Genomic DNA, 19,006 nt, shown 5'->3' on the forward strand with positions numbered 1-19,006 from the left:
TTATCAACAATCACGCTGGACACGACCCCAAACCGGTCGCAAGGCAGGAAGCCCTCATGAGAACACCGCTGACCGCACCAGGTAACTGGCTGACACGCCCGCTGATTTCACTGTTTCTGTTGCTGGTCATGCTGACCATGAGCAGCCAGGCCATGGCGGTTGCCCCCGTGATCACCAACCCGGCCTCCGGCAGCACCTTGCCCACCATTGCGGTGGGCCAGAGCATGAGCATCACCATCTCGTCCGTCGGCGGCACCATGCCCCTGGACAAGTGGGTGGAATGCGACGCCAACGATCCGGACTACGATGGCGTGACCCCCTGCCTGCCGCCGGGCCTGATCCTCGATGCGTCCCCCGGCAGCGCGACCACGGTGCTGCACGGCACCCCGACCGCCGCCGGTAACTACACCTTCAGCATCACCCTCAATGACGGCCACAACGATGGCGGGGTCGCCACCTACAACCTGCTGGTCACCAGTTCCGCGACGCCGACCCTGACCTCGGTCGCCCCCAGCAGTGGCAGCACCGCAGGCGCCACCGCCGTCACCCTCACCGGCACCAATTTTACCGGCGCCACGGCGGTGACCTTTGGCGGAGTGGCGGCCACGGGTTTCACCGTCAACAATGCCACCACCATCACCGCCACCACCCCGGCCCATGCCGCAGGCGCGGTCAACGTGGCGGTCACCACCCCGGGGGGCAGCGCGACGCTGACCAACAGCTATACCTATGCGGTGCCCGCGCCGACGGTCGGCCCGGCCAGCGCCACGGTGGCCGCCAACAGCAACGCCAACCCGATCACCCTGAGCCTCAGCGGTGGCGCCGCCACCAGCGTCGCCGTGGCCAGCCCCGCCAGTCACGGGACAGCCACCGCCAGCGGCACCAGCATTACCTACACCCCGGCCGCCGGTTTCTCGGGCTCCGACAGTTTCACCTACACCGCCACCAACACCAGCGGCACCTCCAGCCCGGCCACGGTGACCATCACCGTCACCCCGCCTACCCTGGCAATAACGCCGCCCACGCTGCCCGACGGCACCCAGGGCACGTCCTACAGCCAAACCGTCAGCGCCTCCGGCGGTACCACGCCCTACACCTACGCGATCACCGCCGGCAGCCTGCCCACCGGCCTGAGCCTGAACACCAGCAGCGGCGTGATCAGCGGCACGCCGAGCGGCACTGGCACCTTCAACCTGACCGTTACCGCCACCGACGCCAACAGCGCCACCGGCTCTCGCGCCTACAGCCTGGTGATCAACGGTCTGGCGCCAGTTGCCAACGCGGTCAGCGCCACCGTCGCGGCCAACAGCAGCGCCAACCCGATCACCCTGAACATCACCGGTGGCGCCGCCGCCAGCGTCGCCGTGGCCAGTGCCGCCAGCCATGGCACCGCCACCGCCAGCGGCACCAGCATTACCTATACCCCGACCGCTGGTTTCTCCGGCAGCGACAGCTTCACCTACACCGCCACCAACGCCAGCGGCACCTCCAGCCCGGCCACGGTGACCATCACCGTCAGCGCGCCGAGCATCAGCCTGAGCCCCGGCTCCCTGAGCAACGGCACTGTCAATACCGCCTATAGCCAAACCGTCAGCGCCTCCGGCGGCACCGCGCCCTATAGCTACAGCATCAGCGGCACCCTGCCGGCCGGTCTGAGCCTGAGCACCAGCAGCGGCGTGATCAGCGGCACGCCGATCGGCACCGGCACCTTCAACCTGACCGTCACTGCCACCGACGCCAACAGCGCCACCGGCTCCCAGGCCTATTCCATCAGCATCCTTGACCAGGCACCGGTGGCCGGCGCGGTCAGTGCCACGGTCGCCGCCAACAGCAGCGCCAACCCGATCACCCTGAACCTCAGCGGTGGCGCCGCCGCCAGCGTCGCCGTGGCCAGTGCCGCCAGCCATGGCACCGCCACCGCCAGCGGTACCAGCATCACTTACACACCGACCGCCGGGTTCTCCGGCAGCGACAGCTTCACCTACACCGCCACCAACGCCAGCGGCACCTCCAGCCCGGCCACGGTGACCATCACCGTCAGCGCGCCGAGCATCAGCCTGAGCCCCGGTTCCCTGAGCAACGGCACCGTCGGCACGGCCTACAGCGCCAGCCTCAGTGCTTCCGGCGGCGCCGCGCCCTACAGCTATACGATCACCGCCGGCACCCTGCCCACCGGCCTGAGCCTGAACACCAGCAGCGGCGTGATCAGCGGCACGCCGAGCGGCACTGGCACCTTCAACCTGACCGTTACCGCCACCGACGCCAACAGCGCCACCGGTTCCCAGGCCTACTCCATCACCATCGGCGCCCTGGCACCTGTGGCCGGCGCGGTCAGTGCCACGGTCGCGGCCAACAGCAGCGCCAACCCGATCACCCTGAACATCAGCGGTGGCGCCGCCACCAGCGTCGCCGTGGCCAGCGCCGCCAGCCATGGCACCGCCACCGCCAGCGGCACCAGCATCACCTACACCCCGACCGCCGGGTTCTCCGGCAGCGACAGCTTCACCTACACCGCCACCAACGCCGGCGGCACCTCCAGCCCGGCCACGGTGACCATCACCGTCAGCGCCCCCACCCTGGTACTGACTCCGGCATCCCTGGGTGCCGGTACGGCGGGCAGCGCCTACAGCGCCACCCTCAGCACCAGCGGCGGCAGCGCGCCCTACAGCTACAGCATCAGCAGCGGCAGCCTGCCGGCGGGCCTGAGCCTGAACACCGCCAGCGGACTGATCAGCGGTACGCCCACCACCAGCGGCACCAGCAACCTGACCATCACCGCCACCGATGCCAACGGCGCCACCGGCTCCCAGGCCTACTCGATCACCATCGCTGCGGTGGCGATCAGCGTGCCGGCCACCAGTCAGATCCTCGCGGCGGGCCAGTCGGCCACCGTCGACCTGACCCAGGGCGCCACCGGCGGCCCGTTCACCCAGGCCGTCCTCGGCTCGGTCACCCCGGCATCGGCCGGGCGGGCGATGATGATCGGCCGCTTCTCGATGCGCTTCGTGCCCTCGGCGGCCTTCGCCGGCACCGCGGTGGTCAGCTTCAGCCTGCAGAACGGCGGCGGCGCCAGCGCCGCGAGCACCGTCAGCTTCATGATCCAGGAGCGCCCGGACCCGACCAAGGACGCGGAGGTCATTGGCCTGCTCAACGCCCAGACCCGCGCCGCCGAGCGTTTTGCCAGCACCCAGATGGACAACTTCAACCGGCGCCTGGAGCAACTGCACCAGATGAGCTGCGAGCGCAATTCGTTCAATGCCAGCTTGCGCAAGGAAGGCCGCGACGTGCCGCTGGGCGAGATCGCCAAAGCCGTCCAGGACCAGCTGGGAGGCAGCGCCAACCAGACCGCAGAGGAAAAACGCGAAGCCGCAGCCGCCCTGCAGGACAACTGCAAGCAGGACGCCCTGGCGTTCTGGAGCGACGGTTTCGTCAACGTCGGCTCGACCCATACCCGGGGCGCGCGGGACAACAGCTTCACCACCCTGGGCCTGAGCGTCGGTGTCGACTATCGCCTGTCGCCCACCGCCATTGCCGGTGTCGGTATCGGCTACGGCAACGACCGCAGCGACATCGGCAAGAACCACACCCGCAGCGATGGGGACGCCATCGGCATCGCCACCTACCTGAGCCTGAACCTGGCGCCGCAGGTGTATGTCGACGGCCTGCTGGGCTACAACCGCATCAGCTTCGACTCGCGCCGCTACATCAGCGGCAGCAACGACGACTATGCCCGGGGCTCCCGCGATGCCGACCAGCTGTTCGCCTCCCTGACCGCCAGCTACGAGTACCGCCAGGGCCCGCTGTCGCTGACGCCCTACGGGCGCTTGAACGCCAGCAGCACGCGCCTGGATGCCTACCGTGAAAGCGGCGGCGGCATTTATGCCCTGTCCTACGACGAGCAGCGCCAACAAAACTTCACCTCCTACCTCGGTGTCCGTTCGGGCTACGACCTGATGACCCGGATCGGCGTGGTCACGCCCAAGGTCGGTCTGGCCTGGGGCCACAACTTCAGTAGCAGCAGCGACTACAAGATGCGCTACGCCGACCAGGGCGACGAAGGCACGCTGTACCGCCTCAAGCCCGACGCCCTGGACAGCGATTTCGCCAGCCTGGACATGGGGGTGGACTTCAACCTCGGCCGTGCCTGGCAACTGGGCGTCTCGTACAAGACCGCCCTGGGCTCGGACGAACGCAACGACACCTTCCGCCTGGGTCTCAACGGCAAGTTCTGAACCGCAAGTTCTGCACCCTGGCCACAGATTAGTGGCCAGGGACTGAGCCCTACAGAAGGAAATGGCTCCCCCCGAGCCAAGGTAAAAAAACACACCCCGCCAGAGTCCGACTCTGGCGGGGTGTGGTGTTTTAACAGCGCCGCTCAGCACTCAATCCGGCGCTGGCCCTCAGGCCGTCGGCAACTGCCCGCTCTCGATCTCCCGGGCCGTGCGCTCCACCGCGCGGCGGGTCTTGTCGATCAGCTCGTCGATATCGCCGCGGCTGGCCACCAGCGCCGGAGCCATGATCATCCGCCCCAGGGTCGAGCGGATGATCACCCCTTCTTCAAAGCCCAGGGTGCGGCAGCGCCAGGCGATGTCGTTCTCGTTGGCGAAGCGCTTGCGGCTGGCCTTGTCCTCGGCGAACTGCAAGGCCGCCACCAGCCCGGTGCCCTGAATCTCGCCGATCAGCGGGTGATTGCCGAACACCTCCCGCAAGCATTGCTGCAAGTAGGGACCGGTGTCGTTCTTGACCCGGGTGACCACCCCTTCATCGCGCAGGGCCTTGAGGTTGGCGATGGCCACCGCGGCGGCTACCGGGTGCCCGGAATAGGTCAGGCCGTGGGCGAACACCCCGCCCTGCTCCACCAGCACCTGGGCGATGCGCTTGCTCAGCACCAGCCCGCCCATGGGGATGTAGCCGGAGGTCAGGCCCTTGGCGATGGACAGGGTGTCGGGCTCGAAGCCGAAGTGCTGGTGGGCGAACCACTCGCCGGTACGGCCGAAACCGCCGATCACTTCGTCGGCGCACAGCAGCACGTCGTACTGCCGGCAGATGCGCTGGATTTCCGGCCAGTAGCTGTCCGGCGGGAAGATCATGCCGCCCGCGCCCTGGAACGGCTCGGCGATGAAACCGGCGACGATCTCGGCCCCCAGTTCAAGGATCTTCTCTTCCAGCTGGCGGGCGCAGCGCAGGCCGAACTCGGCCGGGGTCAGGTTGCCTTGGTGGGCGAACCAGTAGGGCTCGTCGATGTGCGCCACATCCGGGATCAACCCGCCCATGTCGTGCATGAACTTCATCCCGCCCAGGGCGGTGGCGGCCAGGGTCGAGCCGTGATAGCCGTTCCAGCGGCCGATCATCACCTTCTTCTGCGACTGGCCGAGGATCTGCCAGTAGCGGCGCACGCTGCGGATCAGCACCTCGTTGGCTTCGGAGCCGGAGTTGGTGTAGATGGCGTGGCTGTAGTGCCCCGGCAACAGGCTGAACAGCAGCTCGGACAGTTCCACCACCGCCGGGTGGGTGGTGTGGAAGAACATGTTGTAGTACGGCAACTGCTCCAGCTGGGCACTGGCGGCGGCCGCCAGGTCCTTGCGGCCGTAGCCGAGGTTGGTGCACCACAGCCCGGACATGCCGTCGAGGTAGCGCTGGCCGTCGTTGTCCCACAGGTGCAGGCCCTGGCCGCGGACGATCACCCGCGGGCCTTCGGCGTTCAGCGCCTTCTGGTCGAGAAAGGCGTGGATATGGTGCGCGGCATCCAGGGCCTGGTAGTCCTGGGTAGTGCGTTGGGCGGTGAGGTTTTCAGCACTCATGGTCATTCTCCTGCACGACAAATGGATTCAACGGAAGGCGTGGCAACGGGACTCGCCCCGGCGGGCAACAGCGGTTCGGGAACAAACAGTGGCTTGCGCATCACCCACTTGATCCAGACCACGGCGATCAGCGAGATCACGCCCAGCACTACGCCGGCGCTGCCGAAGATCCGCGCGGTCATCTCGGGCGACGGCGAGACGTGATAGATCGCAAACAGCATGCCGACGATGCCCAGCACCTGGGGCCAGGGGTAGAACGGCGAGCGGAACGGCCGTGGCGCATCGGGGTAGCGCCGGCGCAGGGCGATCACGTCGATGTGCACGATGATGTAGGCCAAGAGCCAGGCCAGGGCCGCGGCCAACAGCAGCAGGCTGATGGAATCCGGGTCCTGGCCCAGGATCAGGATCGGCAGCCCCGTGAGCGCGGCAATGAACAGTACCGCCACCCAGGGCGTGCGGGTGCGCGGGCTCAGGCGCTTGAACTGGGGAAAGGCCTGGCCGTTCTGGGCCATGCCGTAGAGCATGCGCGGCAGCGCCGCCAGGGACGAGTTGACCGTGCTGCAGGTGGCGGTGATCACCGCGCCCACCAGGAACAGCTTGCCGGCCTCGCCGAACACCGTGGTGGCGAACAGGAAATGCGGCAGCGGATGGCTCGCCAGTTGCTCCCGGGGAATGCACAGCAAGGCGCCGAGGCAATACAGGGTGATCACCAGGAAAATGATGCTCAGGCCGATGATCATCGAGCGCGGGACATTGCGTTCCGGGCGGCGGGTTTCCTCCACCAGCGGGCAGACGAATTCGGCGCCGACAAAGCCCCAGATGGCCATCGCCGCCAAGGCCAGCGCGCCGACTTCCATGGGGTTCCAGCCCTGGTCCAGCGGCAATTGCAGGTTCGCCTGCGGGCTGCCGATGGCGCCCAGGCCCAGGGTCAGGAGGATCACCACCATCACCACCGCGAGCACCGTCTGCAGCCTGGCGAAGACGTCGATGCCCAGCAGGTTGAGCGCGGTGAAGGTGCCGAGCACGCCATAGGCCACCAGCATCGGCGGCAGCGCCCCGGGGTAGACCTTGTCGATGATCAGGTCCAGAAGCAGCAGCTCGGCGGACAGGGCGAACATCGCCACCACCATGTAGCCGGAGAAGGTCGCGAGGATCGCCGGAAAGTGCCCGATGGCCACCTCGGTGTAGCTGCTCAGGCTGCCGGCCCGGGGCACCATCAGCGCCAGTTCGGAGAACGACAAGGCATAGGTCAAGGCCAGCAGGTAGGCCAGCAGCAAGGGAATGAAGAAGCCCAGCCCGGCCATCCCCGCGCCTTGCAGCATCAGCACCATGACCCCCTGGGACACCACCAGGCCAACGGCCACCGAGACCAGCGAACCCAGGCCCAGGACCCGGCGCAAACCGCCGATGCTGGTGGGGCTCAGGGCCGCCGGGGAGAGATTTGCAGTCATCGCACGCACTCCTTTCTTATTGTTGTGGGCCTGCCGCGACAGCGGCAGGTGCAGCGGCGCCCGGAGGACGCCGCCCAGGCTCGGCCGCGCTCAGCGCAACTGGAACCAGGTGGTTTTCAACTGGGTGTACTTGTCGAAGGCATGCAGCGACAGGTCGCGACCGAACCCCGATTGCCGGCCGCCGCCAAAGGGCACGGTGACGTCCAGGGCATCCACGGTGTTCACCGACACCGTGCCGGCGCGCAGTTGCCGGGCCACCCGGTGGGCGCGGTTCAGATCGTCGGTCCACAGCGAGGCCGCCAGGCCGTAGACGCTGTCATTGGCCAGGGCAATGGCCTGCTCCTCGTCATCGAAGGGCATCACCGCCAGCACCGGGCCGAACACTTCTTCCCGGGCGATGCTCATCTGCGGGCTCACGCCGGTGAACAGGGTCGGCTCGATGTAGTTGTCGCTGCCGTCGATGCTCAGCTGACGGCCGCCGCAGACCAACTGCGCGCCCTGCTCCCGGGCGCCGTCGATATAGCCCATGACCCGGGCGGTCTGGCGCGCGTCGACCATGGCGCCGGCGCGGCTGGCCGGATCCAGCGGGTTGCCCGGGCGCCAGTCCCGGGCCTTGGCCTTGAGGCGCTCGACGAACGCGTCATGAATGCTGCGCTGCACCAGCAGCCGCGAGTTGGCCGAGCACACTTCGCCCTGGTTGAAGAAGATGCCGAAGGCGGCTTTTTCGGCGGCCAAGTCCAGGTCCTGGCAGTCGGCGAACACCAGGTTCGGGCTCTTGCCGCCGCATTCGAGCCAGACCTGCTTGAGGTTGGATTGCGCCGAATACTGCATGAAGCACTTGCCCACCGCGGTGGAGCCGGTGAACACCAGGCCATCCACCTCCGGGTGCAGGCCCAGGGCACGCCCGGCATCGCTGCCCAGGCCCGGCACCACGTTGAACACCCCTTCCGGCACCCCGGCCTCCAGGGCCAGCTCGGCCAGGCGCAAGGCCGAGAACGGCGACTGCTCGGCGGGCTTGAGCACCACCGAGTTGCCCACCGCCAGGGCCGGCGCCAGCTTCCAGGCGGCCATGTCCAGGGGGAAGTTCCAGGGCACCACCGCGCCGATCACCCCAAGGGGCTCGCGGCTGATGCAGGCGTGACTGTTGCGGGCGCCGGGGGCCAGCTGATCGTAGAGCTTGTCGACGCTCTCGGCGTACCAGGCGAAGACGTGGGCCGCACCGGGCACGTCGATGTTCCAGGCATCCATCACCGGCTTGCCCATGTTCAGGCTGTCCAGCAGCGCCAGCTCCTCGCGGTGGGCAAGCATCAGCTCGGCCAGGCGCAGCAGGACTTTCTTGCGCTGCACCGGGGCCATGCGCGCCCAGGGCCCCTGGTCGAAGGCCCGACGCGCGGCGGCCACCGCCAGGTCCACATCGGCCGCGCCGCAGGCACTGACCCGGGCCAGTACCCCGAGGGTGGCCGGGTTGACCGCATCGAAGGTGGCGCCGGACTGGGCGGCCATCCGTTGGCCGCCAATCAGCGCCTGGTCAATGAATGTCTGTTGGGCAGCCCGCTGCTGCCAGTCACCGAGTTCGAACACGCTGCACTCCCTCGTCGGCCGTTGCGACGGCCTGTTGGTTATTGGGTCCCGAGGGATGGTGCGTCACCGCGCGCCAGAGGAAAAATACTAAAAATATGCTCCAGCACCATGAAAAAGCTCTGTAGCCTTCAGGCCCCGGACGGCCCGCGCCAACGCCAGCGCCCCAGGGCATCCGCGGGATGGCCTGGGGCAAAAAAACGCCTGGATTAACCGGCGGGCAGGGTCAGGCGGAGCGTTCCAGCCAGTCCCCCAGGCGCCGCAGCATGGCGTCACAGCCGTGCAACTGCTCAAGGCTGATGAACTCGTCCGGCTTGTGGCCCTGATCCATGCTGCCCGGGCCGCAGACCACCGTGGGGATGCCGGCCTCGTGGAACAGCCCGCCCTCGGTGCCGAAGGCCACGGTGGTGAATTCCCGCGAGCCGCTGAGCAGCGCCAGCAGTTCGGCGGCCTGGCTGTCGGCGGCAGTGGCCAGCCCCGGGTAGGCGCTCAAGGGCTGCAAGGTGATCCCGGTATCGGCCTGTACCGCCTGCATCTGCGGCAGCAGTTCGGCCTCGGCATAGCCTTGCAACTGCTTCACCACGGCCTGGGCATCGTCACCCGGCAGGGTGCGCACCTCGAAATCGAACTGACACTCGGCCGGCACGATGTTCAGCGCGCGGCCGCCCTGGATGGTGCCGGTCTGCACCGTGGAAAACGGCGGATCGAAACGCGGGTCGTGGTGTTCCGGTTGCGCCAGCCGGCTGCCGATCTCCCCCAGCTTGCCGATCAGCCGCGCCGCGTACTCGATGGCATTGACCCCATAAGGCGCATAGGCCGAATGACAGGCGGCGCCGCGCACCTGACAGCGCATCGCCAGCTTGCCCTTGTGCCCGAGCACCGGACGCAGCTCGGTGGGCTCGCCGATCAGGCACAGCAACGGTTTGTGCGAGCGCTGCTGCAATCGTTCGAGCATCGGCCGCACGCCCAGGCAACCCACCTCCTCGTCATAGGAAAACGCCAGGTGCACCGGCAGCCGCAGGCGGCGCCGGGTCAAGCCCGGCACCGCCGCCAGCACCGCGGCGATGAAGCCCTTCATGTCGGCGGTGCCACGGCCATACAGGCGACCTTGCCGCTCGCTCAAGACAAACGGCTCGACGCTCCAGGCCTGCCCGTCCACCGGTACCACGTCGGTGTGCCCGGACAGCACCACCCCACCGCGATCGCTGGGGCCGATGCTGGCGAACAGGTTGGCCTTGGTCCGCTGCGGGTTGTAGATCAGCTCACTGTCCACCCCATGGCGCGCCAGGTAGTCGCGGATAAAGCCGATCAGTTCCAGGTTGGAGTCGCGGCTGACGGTGGCAAAACCCACCAGATGCGCCAGCAGCTCGCGGCTCGATGGCTCATTCATTGCCCGGCACTCCATAGCTGGGGGCCGCCGTGGGGTCCAGGGCCCGGGTCAGGTAATCCTGCATCTGCGGCCGGTAGGCCTGCCACAGGCCGGCGAGCTGGCCGATGGGGTCGGCATCGGCCCAGTCCACCCGCAGGTCGACGATGGGCCAGGTCAAATCGTCCACCACGCTCAGCGCCGCCGAATGCACCGGCCCCGCCTCGCCACCGGCGGCCATGGCCGCGTGCAGCGCCGCCAACAAGCGCTCGACCAGCATCCCCGGCGTCTGTTCGAACGCCTGGACCATGGCCTCGATCACCCCAGTGCCCGCCAGCAGGTTGCCGGCGGCCACGCATTGCTCGCCGGCCAGCGCGTGGTGGCTGCCCAGGGCTTGCTGGCCCGTGAACAGCGCCGTGCGCCCCTGGCCATCAATCACCGTGACCTGGCGGTACTGGCTCCAGCCGTTGCGGCCCAGGGCCTGATCCAGGGCCCCGGCGGGGTCAAGCTTGTGATGTTCCAGCAGGTCGAGAATCTGCGGCCCCAGGGCCGGCAGGGTGACGTTCTGGGTGGCCACCGCCCCCACTCCGGCTCGCAGCCAGGGACAACGGGCGCCGACCGCGATGCTCGACGAACTGATGGCGACGCCCAACTGGCCGGTTTCGGCGCAACGGCCAACGATGGAAAAAGTCATGCAAACTCCTTGGCCCGCGGGGCCTGGGTCGACGCCGGTTGCGGCGTCGGTGAACACAGCGCCGGGGTCACTCGGGAATGACCGCGATCACGTCGATTTCCATCAGCCACTGCGGCTGGCCGAGGGCCGACACCACCAGCCCGGTGGAGATCGGGAACACCCCTTTGAGCCACTTGCCCACTTCCTGGTACACCGGCTCGCGGTAGCGCGGATCGGTGAGGTAGGTGGTGGTCTTGACGATATGGGACAGGTCGCTGCCCGCCTCCTCCAGCAGCTGCTTGACGTTTTTCATCGCCTGCTCGGCCTGGGCCCGGGGATCACCCAGGCCCACCAGCCGGCCGTCGAAATCGGTGCCGACCTGACCGCGAACGTACACTGTGTTGCCGGCGCGCACCGCCTGGCACAGGTCGTTGTCCAGGGACTGGTTGGGGTAGGTGTCCTTGGTGTTGAACATGCGGATACGGGTATGAGTCGGCATCAGAGGGCTCCCACGCTGCTGAGGTTGTGAACCGGCACCTCGGTCGGGGCCGGGCTGCCATAGGCTTGGTATTTGCGCTGGGTGGCGATGTGGTCGGCGATGTGCTTGGCGTCGTGCCACACCCCCCAGATAAACGACGAACCGCGGCGCGACAGCCAAGGCAGGCCGAGGAAATACACCCCCGGCTCGCGGGACACGCCGCGCTGGTGCAGGGGCTTGCCCTGCTCGCTGAAGGTGTCGACCTGCAGCCAGGAAAAGTCCACGGCGTAGCCGGTGGCCCAGATGATCGAGTTGATGCCCGCCTGCTGCAGGTCCAGTTCGAGAATCGGCTGCCTGACGCAGTCCGGGTCCGGCAGGCGTCGGCGGGCCTCGGGCTCCAGCGGCAGGTCGAGGCCGTTGCGCTCGACATAGGCATCGGCGGCATCCAGCAGCGCCAGGTAGTTCTCGTCGCCCCGGGCCAGGTTGTCCAGCAGGTCGGCCTTGAAGGTCACCTGCTCGCCGGCAAAGGCCTGGGTCAGCCCGACCAGGGTGATGCCCTGGTGGGCCAAGGCGCGAAAGTCGATGGTCTGGCCGCCGCGAGCGCCGCTGACGGCGATGGTCACGTGTTCGCGACCGGGCTTGGCGATCTCCGCATCCCACTCCCCCAGCACCCCGAGCCACCAGCAGAAATCCCGGTTGCGATAGGAACGCGGCGGCCGGTCATGGGCGCCCACCGACAGATAGACCCGACGCCCCGCCCGCTGCAGCTCATCGGCGATCTGCACCCCGGACGAGCCCGCCCCCACCACCAGCACCGCGCCCTCGGGCAACTGCTGCGGGTTGCGGTACTCGGCGGAGTGGATCTGCGTCAGGCGGTCATTGGCCGGGGCAATCGGCGGGATCACCGGACGCTGGAACGGACCGGTGGCGGCCACCACGCGCCGGGCCTGGATCACCCCGTCGGAGGTTTCGACGGTGAAGCCCGGGCGACCGAGATTGCGCTGCACCTTGCGCACCTCGACCCCGGTGCGGATCGGCGCATTGAAGGTGCGGGCATAGGCTTCGAAGTAGTCCGCCACCTGCTCCTTGGCGGCGAAGGCATCGTCCGGCAGGGCGAAGGGCATCCCGGGAAAGCGGTCATGCCAGGCCGGCCCGTTGGCCACCAGGGAATCCCAGCGCGCGCTGCGCCAGGCTTCGGCGATGCGGCTGCGTTCCAGCACCAGATGGGGCACGCCGAGCTTGCTCAGGTGCTCGCTCATGGCCACGCCGGCCTGACCCGCGCCGACCACCAGGGTGTCCACTTGCATTTGTTGTTCTACGGTCATGTCTGTGTCCTTCTGCGAGACGATTGGCGCTGGCCGAAAGGCCCGGCACACGCGGTTCGGAACCCGGGATAAGTCGGATGGGACAGATGGTGCGACAGACGCCCGCGAAGGAAAATTATTAAAAATGTGCTCCCTGGATAAGAAAAAGCGAGGCAGCACAGGGCCTGTACGCCAGCCGGCGCCAGGTCGGGGCAAGGCCCGCGGGCACTGGCGGAAGCGGCCCGTGCGATCAGACTGATCCGCAGGGCCTTTCAGATGATTACCCGGCGAAAATGCATTTCCGTGCTTTCGATCTGCAGGCACTGAGGGCACAATGCGTACCTTTTTGGCTGGCCCTGCCGGAGACCCTGAAATGATCAAGACGCCGTACTACCTCATCGACAAGCAGAAGCTCTTGAGCAACATGCAGAAGATCGCCTACATGCGCGAGCAGTCCGGCGCCAAGGCCCTGCTGGCCCTCAAGTGCTTCGCCACCTGGTCGGTGTTCGACCTGATGCAGCAGTACATGGACGGCACCACCTCCTCGTCGCTGTACGAGCTCAAGCTCGGCCGGCAGAAGTTTGAAGGCGAGACCCACGCCTACAGCGTGGCCTGGGCCGACGACGAGATCGACGAGATGCTGGCCAACTGCGACAAGATCATCTTCAACTCCATCAGCCAACTGCAGCGCTTTGCCGACGCCAGCGCGGGCAAGGTCCGCGGCCTGCGGGTCAACCCCCAGGTCAGCAGCTCGGACTACCTGCTGGCCGACCCGGCACGGCCGTTCAGCCGCCTGGGCGAGTGGGACCCGGCGAAGATCGAAGGCGTGATCGAACAGATCTCCGGCTTCATGTTCCACAACAACTGCGAGAACGGCGACTTCGGCTTGTTCGACCAGATGTTGAGCACCATCGAAGAGCGCTTCGGCCACCTGCTGCACCAGGTCGAGTGGGTCAGCCTTGGCGGCGGCATCCACTTCACCGGCGAGGACTACGCCCTGGACGCCTTCTGTGCGCGGCTCAAGGCCTTCTCCGAGAAGTACGGCGTGCAGGTCTACCTGGAGCCGGGCGAAGCGGCGATCACCCAGAGCGCGTCCCTGGAAGTGACCGTGCTCGACACCCTGTACAACGGCAAGCACCTGGCGGTGGTGGACAGCTCCATCGAAGCGCACATGCTCGACCTGCTGATCTATCGCCTGAACGCCAAGCTGGCCCCCAGCAGCGGCGAACACAGCTACATGATTTGTGGCAAGTCTTGCCTGGCCGGAGACATCTTTGGCGAGTATCAATTCGAACGTCCGCTGGCCATCGGCGATCGACTGTCGTTCGTCGACGCGGCGGGCTACACCATGGTCAAGAAGAACTGGTTCAACGGCCTGAAAATGCCGTCCATCGTTGTGAAACAACTCGATGGTAGCGTCGACGTGGTTCGCGAGTTTGGTTTCGAAGACTACCTGTCCAGCCTTTCCTGAGCGGACAGACACGAGGAGAAGTAAATAAATTGAAGAAGAATGTTCTTATCATTGGTGCAGGAGGTGTCGCCAAGGTGGTGGCCCACAAGTGCGCGCAGCACAACGACGAACTCGGTCGTATTGCCATCGCGTCGCGCAACATCTCCAAATGCCAGGCCATCATCGACAGCGTCAAGGCCAAGGGCAGCCTCAAACAGCCCGCTGAAATAAAAGCCTTCGCCCTCAACGCACTGGACATCGAAGCGACCAAGGCGCTGATCCGCGAGACCGAATCGCAGATCGTCATCAACGTCGGTTCCGCCTTCCTCAACATGTCGGTGCTGCGTGCCTGCATCGATACCGGCGTGGCCTACCTGGACACCGCGATCCACGAAGAGCCGGGCAAGATCTGCGAAACGCCGCCCTGGTACGGCAACTACGAGTGGAAGCACCTCGAGGAGTGCCAGGAAAAGAACATCACCGCCATTCTCGGCGTGGGCTTCGATCCGGGCGTGGTCAACGCCTATGCGGCCCTGGCCAAGCAACAGCATTTCGACCGCATTGATTCGATCGACATTCTCGACGTCAATGCCGGTTCCCATGGCAAGTACTTCGCCACCAATTTCGACCCGGAAATCAATTTCCGCGAATTCACCGGACAGGTGTGGAGCTGGCAGAACAGCCAGTGGACCAGCAACACCATGTTCGAAGTCAAGCGCACCGACGACCTGCCGGTGGTCGGCTCGCAAAACCTGTACCTGACCGGCCACGACGAAGTGCACTCGCTGTCGAAGAACCTCGACGTGCCCAACGTGCGCTTCTGGATGAGCTTCGGCGAGCACTACATCAATGTGTTCACCGTGCTGCGCAACCTCGGCCTGCTCTCCGAGCAACCGGTCAAGACCGCCGAAGGCCTGGAAGTGGTGCCACTCAAGGTGGTCAAGGCGGTGCTGCCTGATCCGGCCTCCCTGGCCCCGGGCTACACCGGCAAGACCTGCATCGGCGACCTGGTCAAGGGCACCAAGGACGGCCAGCCGCGCGAAGTCTTCATCTACAACGTGGCTGACCACGAAGAAGCCTACGCCGAAACCGACAGCCAGGGCATTTCCTACACCGCCGGCGTGCCGCCCGTGGCCGCCGCCCTGCTGGTGGCCCGTGGCGAGTGGGACGTGCAGCGCATGGTCAACGTCGAGGAGCTGGCCGCCGAGCCGTTCCTCAAGGCGCTGGACGTGATGGGCCTGCCGACCCGGATCAAGGATGAGCATGGCGATCGTCCTTGGGACGCCGCCCTCTGATCTAGCTCCAGCCACAGCGGGCGCCGGCAACGGCGCCCTCTGTTGCAGCCCGTTGGCCATTGTCGAGAGTGCGTCGCTTTTGCCGTTCTGTGCGACAGATCTCACAGGCGGGGCTCCCGCCCTCCTCCTTCGTAGTGTTAGCTTGAGCAGGTTTCTGTCTGACCGGTCAGACGTTTCCCACTCACGCCCTGCAAAGGAATGCCCTACGTAATGGATTTCTCTCTCAAGCACCTGGCTGCGGCCACCCTGATGCTCGCCAGCCTGTGCGCGTTCACCAGCAGTGCCCAGGCCAACATCACCCCGCAGCAAAGCGCGGCCATCCTCAAGACCTTCAGCGACGCCCCGACCGGTGACTTCCGCCAGTTCCTCGGCGCCCTGGCCAAGAGCGAAACGGGCAAGAGCGCCAACCTGGGTCCGGCCATCGCCGCCTTCCTCGACAAACAGTCCCTGAGCGCCGAACAGCAGAACGAAATCCATCGCCTGCTGGGTATCTACGCCCGGGTCAAGTACGGCCAGGCCGCCACCCAAACCCTGCGCGAACTGGTGGCCATCCCCACCTTCAACATCGACGGCGTGCCGCAATACAAGAACCCCGAGTTCCTCAAGATCGCCGCCAAGATCCAGGACCTGGCCAAGGCCTTCGACCTGAACTTTCGCAACGTCGACAATCGGGTCTACGAGATTTCCCTGGAAGGCAGCGGCGATGAAGTCGTGGGCATCCACGCCCACGCCGACGTGGTGCCGGTGACCCCGGAGAACTGGGTGCTGGAAGACGGCACCCGCCTCGACCCGTTCAAGGTCACCCAGATCGGCGACCGCCTGTATGGCCGCGGCACCGAGGACGACAAGAACGGCATCGTGGTCGCGCTCTACGCGATGAAGATCATCAAGGAAGAGCAGCTGCCCCTGGCCAGGAACTTCAAGCTGCTGGTGGACACCACCGAGGAAACCAGCGGCGACGCGATTCCCTACTACTTCGAGCACAACCCGGTGCCGCAATACAACCTGGCCCTGGATGGCGGCTACCCGGTGGTGATCGCCGAGAAAGGCTACGGCACGGTGATGGCAACCTTTGCCCGGCGCGCCGCCGAGGGTAAAGGCGCCGAGATCACCCACCTCACCGGTGGCCTGGCGACCAACCAGATCCCCTCCACCTCGGTGGCCACCCTGAAGAGCGACAACCCGGCGCAACTGGCCGCCAGCCTGCAACAGGCCGGGGCCGAATACGCCAAGGCCCATGGCGGTAACTTCCAGGTCGCGGCCAAGGTGGCGGGCCAGGACGTGCAATTGACCGTCACCGGCGTTTCGGCCCACTCCTCCGAGCCCGAGTCCGGGGTCAACCCGGTGGCGCGGATGCTGGATTTCATCAACAGCCTGGACGCCAAGGTCGCTCTCAAGCACAACGCCTTCACCGACGCCGCCCGCTACCTCGCCGACAACTGGGGCCTGGACTACCTGGGCAAGCAACTGGGCATCGGCTTTGCCGACGACTTCATGGGGCCGCTGACCACCTCGCCGACCCTGGTCAGCGTGGATGACCACGTCCTCAAGCTGGCGGTCAACCTGCGGGTGCCCAAGGGCAAGACCCCGGACGCGCTGAAGACTGAAATCACCGACAAGCTGGGCGCCTGGAGCAAGAAGACCCAGGTGGCGGTGAAGCTCGACACCTCCATCGCCGCGCCGATGTACCGCAACCCCGAAGGCGAATGGGTCAAGGCCTTGCTGGCGGTGGCCAGCGAGAACCTGGGCATGGCACACAAGTTCGGCACCTCCGCCGGCGCCACCTCGGTGCACGAGCTGCCCAACGGCGTGCAGTTCGGCCTGGCGCGTCCCGAGGTCAAATACACCGGCCACACCGACAACGAGTTCAAGACCCAGGAGCAGTTCCTGCTGGACTTGCAGATCGTCACTGAAATGATGGGCCGCATCGGCCAGTTGCCCAAGCTCTGAGTGCCCCGGCGCGCCCGCCCGCGAGGACGGGCGCGCCACCTCCTTCCCCCAACTCCCAAACGCCGCCTGGGTCGGACCGAGCTTCAGTCTGCCGACGACCTGCGCGCAGGATCACTGACATCGCGCAGCACCCCGATGTAGCCCCGGTAGAGATTGCCCGCCGGCAGCAACTGCCGCGCGGCCAGTTGCCGATGCAAACCACGCAGACGATAGAACGGCACCCGCACATAGAGGTGATGCTCGATGTGGTAGTGGATGGCGTGGGGACCGAACAGGAAGGTCTGCCAGTTTGGTCGCACGATGCTGCGGGCGTTCTGGCTCTGGTCGGCATGGGCCGGCAGGCCGGCGTGCTCCATGATCGCCCGCACCCGGCCCATCAGCGGCAACAGGGTCATTGCCGGCAGCAGCCACAAGCCGGGATAGAGCCAGGGGTGCCCGCTCCAGGCCAGCAGGCCGAACAGCAGGCCGTTGCTCAGCAGCATGGAAAGGATCTCCGAGCACAGCAGCCCCGCGGACTTGTCGACTTTTGGCATCACCGCGCGGTAGTCGCCCCGGGCCAGTCGGCAGGCACTGATGAGGTAACCCAGCCCGAGCAGATCCGCCAGCAAGCGCCTGGCCAGCTTGCCCCGTGGCAGCGGGTAATCGCCCATGCCGAAGACCGCCATCACCGGATCGTCATGCCGCATCGGCTGGCGGTGATGCTTCAGATGGCCGGCACGGTAAGTCGCCATGGACAGAAACAGCGGCCCTGCCGCCAGCCACTGCCCCACCGCATCATTGAGTGCCTGCCCGCGCAGCAGCAGGCCGTGGGCACTCTCGTGCATGAGCACCGCCAGGGCCAGCTGGCTGCGGGCGATGAGCAGCGCCGCCAGCAGGTAGGTCAACGGGTGCGGCCAGAGCGCGGCGGCGCTGAACGCGGCGGCGATCAGGCCCCAGTCCGCCAGCAGGGCCAGCACGGCGATCCACGGCTTGAGCTCGAACAGCTCGGCCTCGGGGACAAAGGCACGCAGCGAACGGTTGTCGCCGGCTCGGGGTTCAGGCTGGGACACGGCGGTGGTTTCCTCGTCGTTGGGTGGCCAGGGCACAGACCAGGGCCAGGAGCGCGCCACCCGCCACATCGATCAGCGTGTGCTGCTTGAGGGTCAGGGTCGACAGGCAGATCAACAGGCCGATGGCGGCGCTCAACCATGGGTACGGGCGGTCCCGAAGCGCCCGGCAGGCCAGGCAGGTCACCGCCACATGCAGGCTGGGACAGCCGTTGCAGGCCAGGTCCAGTTGCCACATGCGACTCAGCCGCTGTTGCAGGAAGGCATTGTCCAGGGCGTCGATCTGCGGCCTGGGCAGCCACTCCGGAAACAGCCAGAAGCACAGCAGCGCGACGACGAAGGCCAGGCCGGTGGCGTTGCGCAGCGCGCGAAAGCGCTGCGGGCTGGCGTAGGCCGCCGCCAGCAGGACAAAGGGAAAGAACAGCACATACAGGAACCAGGACTCGGCCACGAACGGGATCCACTGATCCAGCGGCGTGACCCAGCTGTAGCGGGGCGTGACCAGGCGCTGCAGGCCGATGAACAGCGCCAGACCCAGCAGCAGGGCCAACGCCGCCGCCAGCGCCTGCCCGGGGCGGGCGGCGGATATCAGGCGGCGCAAGGGACTGGCCATG

General features: G+C 66.7%; 13 protein-coding genes. 4 read left to right on the forward strand and 9 right to left on the reverse strand.

Translation table 11 applies throughout. From position 1 onward, the window contains the following. The first annotated feature begins 56 nt into the window (after nucleotides 1–56). A complete protein-coding gene (locus GWQ44_RS10080; protein ID WP_275927209.1) occupies nucleotides 57–4,232 on the forward strand; it encodes a putative Ig domain-containing protein in 4,176 nt (1,391 codons plus the stop codon). 168 nt (nucleotides 4,233–4,400) lie between these two features. Here GWQ44_RS10080 and GWQ44_RS10085 read toward each other — a convergent pair whose 3' ends face one another. The 7 genes from GWQ44_RS10085 to GWQ44_RS10115 all read right to left on the reverse strand — a co-directional run bounded on the left by GWQ44_RS10085 (nucleotide 4,401) and on the right by GWQ44_RS10115 (nucleotide 12,672). After that, on the reverse strand, nucleotides 4,401–5,801 hold the full coding sequence (locus GWQ44_RS10085; RefSeq protein ID WP_275927210.1) for an aspartate aminotransferase family protein: 1,401 nt from the start codon (nucleotides 5,799–5,801) through the stop codon (nucleotides 4,401–4,403). Nucleotides 5,802–5,803: 2 nt separating this feature from the next. Beyond that, nucleotides 5,804–7,252 (reverse strand): APC family permease, encoded by a 1,449-nt coding sequence (locus GWQ44_RS10090; protein WP_275927211.1) that lies wholly within the window; start codon nucleotides 7,250–7,252, stop codon nucleotides 5,804–5,806. Between the two features lie 90 nt (nucleotides 7,253–7,342). Then, nucleotides 7,343–8,833 carry an aldehyde dehydrogenase gene (locus GWQ44_RS10095; RefSeq protein ID WP_047304922.1) on the reverse strand — a complete coding sequence of 497 codons (1,491 nt, stop codon included), beginning with the start codon at nucleotides 8,831–8,833 and terminating at the stop codon, nucleotides 7,343–7,345. Between the two features lie 223 nt (nucleotides 8,834–9,056). Beyond that, a complete protein-coding gene (gene argE / locus GWQ44_RS10100; protein WP_275927212.1) occupies nucleotides 9,057–10,220 on the reverse strand; it encodes an acetylornithine deacetylase in 1,164 nt (387 codons plus the stop codon). Continuing rightward, nucleotides 10,213–10,890 (reverse strand): DUF1028 domain-containing protein, encoded by a 678-nt coding sequence (locus GWQ44_RS10105; RefSeq protein ID WP_103739880.1) that lies wholly within the window; start codon nucleotides 10,888–10,890, stop codon nucleotides 10,213–10,215. The genes argE and GWQ44_RS10105 overlap by 8 nt, the downstream gene beginning before the upstream one ends. Nucleotides 10,891–10,957: 67 nt before the next feature. After that, nucleotides 10,958–11,368, reverse strand: a complete 411-nt coding sequence (locus GWQ44_RS10110) for a RidA family protein (protein WP_011061806.1) — start codon at nucleotides 11,366–11,368, stop codon at nucleotides 10,958–10,960. Then, nucleotides 11,368–12,672 carry an NAD(P)/FAD-dependent oxidoreductase gene (locus GWQ44_RS10115; RefSeq protein ID WP_047304925.1) on the reverse strand — a complete coding sequence of 435 codons (1,305 nt, stop codon included), beginning with the start codon at nucleotides 12,670–12,672 and terminating at the stop codon, nucleotides 11,368–11,370. Before GWQ44_RS10115 ends, GWQ44_RS10110 begins: the two co-directional genes overlap by 1 nt. A 352-nt stretch (nucleotides 12,673–13,024) precedes the next feature. Here GWQ44_RS10115 and GWQ44_RS10120 point away from each other — a divergent pair, with 352 nt between their 5' ends. The 3 genes from GWQ44_RS10120 (at nucleotide 13,025) to GWQ44_RS10130 (ending at nucleotide 17,346) form a co-directional block, all read left to right on the forward strand. Beyond that, a complete protein-coding gene (locus GWQ44_RS10120) occupies nucleotides 13,025–14,122 on the forward strand; it encodes a carboxynorspermidine decarboxylase (protein WP_275927213.1) in 1,098 nt (365 codons plus the stop codon). Nucleotides 14,123–14,151: 29 nt separating this feature from the next. After that, nucleotides 14,152–15,396, forward strand: coding sequence for a saccharopine dehydrogenase family protein (locus tag GWQ44_RS10125; RefSeq protein WP_275927214.1), 1,245 nt, complete (start codon nucleotides 14,152–14,154; stop codon nucleotides 15,394–15,396). 210 nt (nucleotides 15,397–15,606) lie between these two features. Beyond that, nucleotides 15,607–17,346 (forward strand): dipeptidase, encoded by a 1,740-nt coding sequence (locus tag GWQ44_RS10130; protein WP_275927215.1) that lies wholly within the window; start codon nucleotides 15,607–15,609, stop codon nucleotides 17,344–17,346. An 83-nt stretch (nucleotides 17,347–17,429) separates the two neighbouring features. Here GWQ44_RS10130 and GWQ44_RS10135 read toward each other — a convergent pair whose 3' ends face one another. Together GWQ44_RS10135 and GWQ44_RS10140 are read right to left on the reverse strand one after the other, a co-directional pair. Then, on the reverse strand, nucleotides 17,430–18,395 hold the full coding sequence (locus GWQ44_RS10135) for a fatty acid desaturase family protein (RefSeq protein WP_016965365.1): 966 nt from the start codon (nucleotides 18,393–18,395) through the stop codon (nucleotides 17,430–17,432). Then, nucleotides 18,382–19,005, reverse strand: a complete 624-nt coding sequence (locus GWQ44_RS10140; protein ID WP_016965366.1) for a phosphatase PAP2 family protein — start codon at nucleotides 19,003–19,005, stop codon at nucleotides 18,382–18,384. The genes GWQ44_RS10135 and GWQ44_RS10140 overlap by 14 nt, the downstream gene beginning before the upstream one ends. Nucleotide 19,006: the final 1 nt, after the last annotated feature.

It is taken from the genome of Pseudomonas sp. 3MA1, assembly GCF_029237275.1.
In the GTDB taxonomy this organism is placed as follows: domain Bacteria; phylum Pseudomonadota; class Gammaproteobacteria; order Pseudomonadales; family Pseudomonadaceae; genus Aquipseudomonas; species Aquipseudomonas fluorescens_AP.

Excerpts from the sequence above, each read along its gene's own strand:
- GWQ44_RS10120 (WP_275927213.1), top strand. The coding sequence starts at position 13,025 with ATGATCAAGACGCCGTACTACCTCATCGACAAGCAGAAGCTCTTGAGC.
- GWQ44_RS10110 (WP_011061806.1), bottom strand. The coding sequence starts at position 11,368 with ATGCCGACTCATACCCGTATCCGCATGTTCAACACCAAGGACACCTAC.
- GWQ44_RS10115 (WP_047304925.1), bottom strand. The coding sequence starts at position 12,672 with ATGACCGTAGAACAACAAATGCAAGTGGACACCCTGGTGGTCGGCGCG.
- GWQ44_RS10085 (WP_275927210.1), bottom strand. The coding sequence starts at position 5,801 with ATGAGTGCTGAAAACCTCACCGCCCAACGCACTACCCAGGACTACCAG.
- GWQ44_RS10090 (WP_275927211.1), bottom strand. The coding sequence starts at position 7,252 with ATGACTGCAAATCTCTCCCCGGCGGCCCTGAGCCCCACCAGCATCGGC.
- GWQ44_RS10080 (WP_275927209.1), top strand. The coding sequence starts at position 57 with ATGAGAACACCGCTGACCGCACCAGGTAACTGGCTGACACGCCCGCTG.
- GWQ44_RS10105 (WP_103739880.1), bottom strand. The coding sequence starts at position 10,890 with ATGACTTTTTCCATCGTTGGCCGTTGCGCCGAAACCGGCCAGTTGGGC.
- GWQ44_RS10140 (WP_016965366.1), bottom strand. The coding sequence starts at position 19,005 with ATGGCCAGTCCCTTGCGCCGCCTGATATCCGCCGCCCGCCCCGGGCAG.
- argE (WP_275927212.1), bottom strand. The coding sequence starts at position 10,220 with ATGAATGAGCCATCGAGCCGCGAGCTGCTGGCGCATCTGGTGGGTTTT.
- GWQ44_RS10130 (WP_275927215.1), top strand. The coding sequence starts at position 15,607 with ATGGATTTCTCTCTCAAGCACCTGGCTGCGGCCACCCTGATGCTCGCC.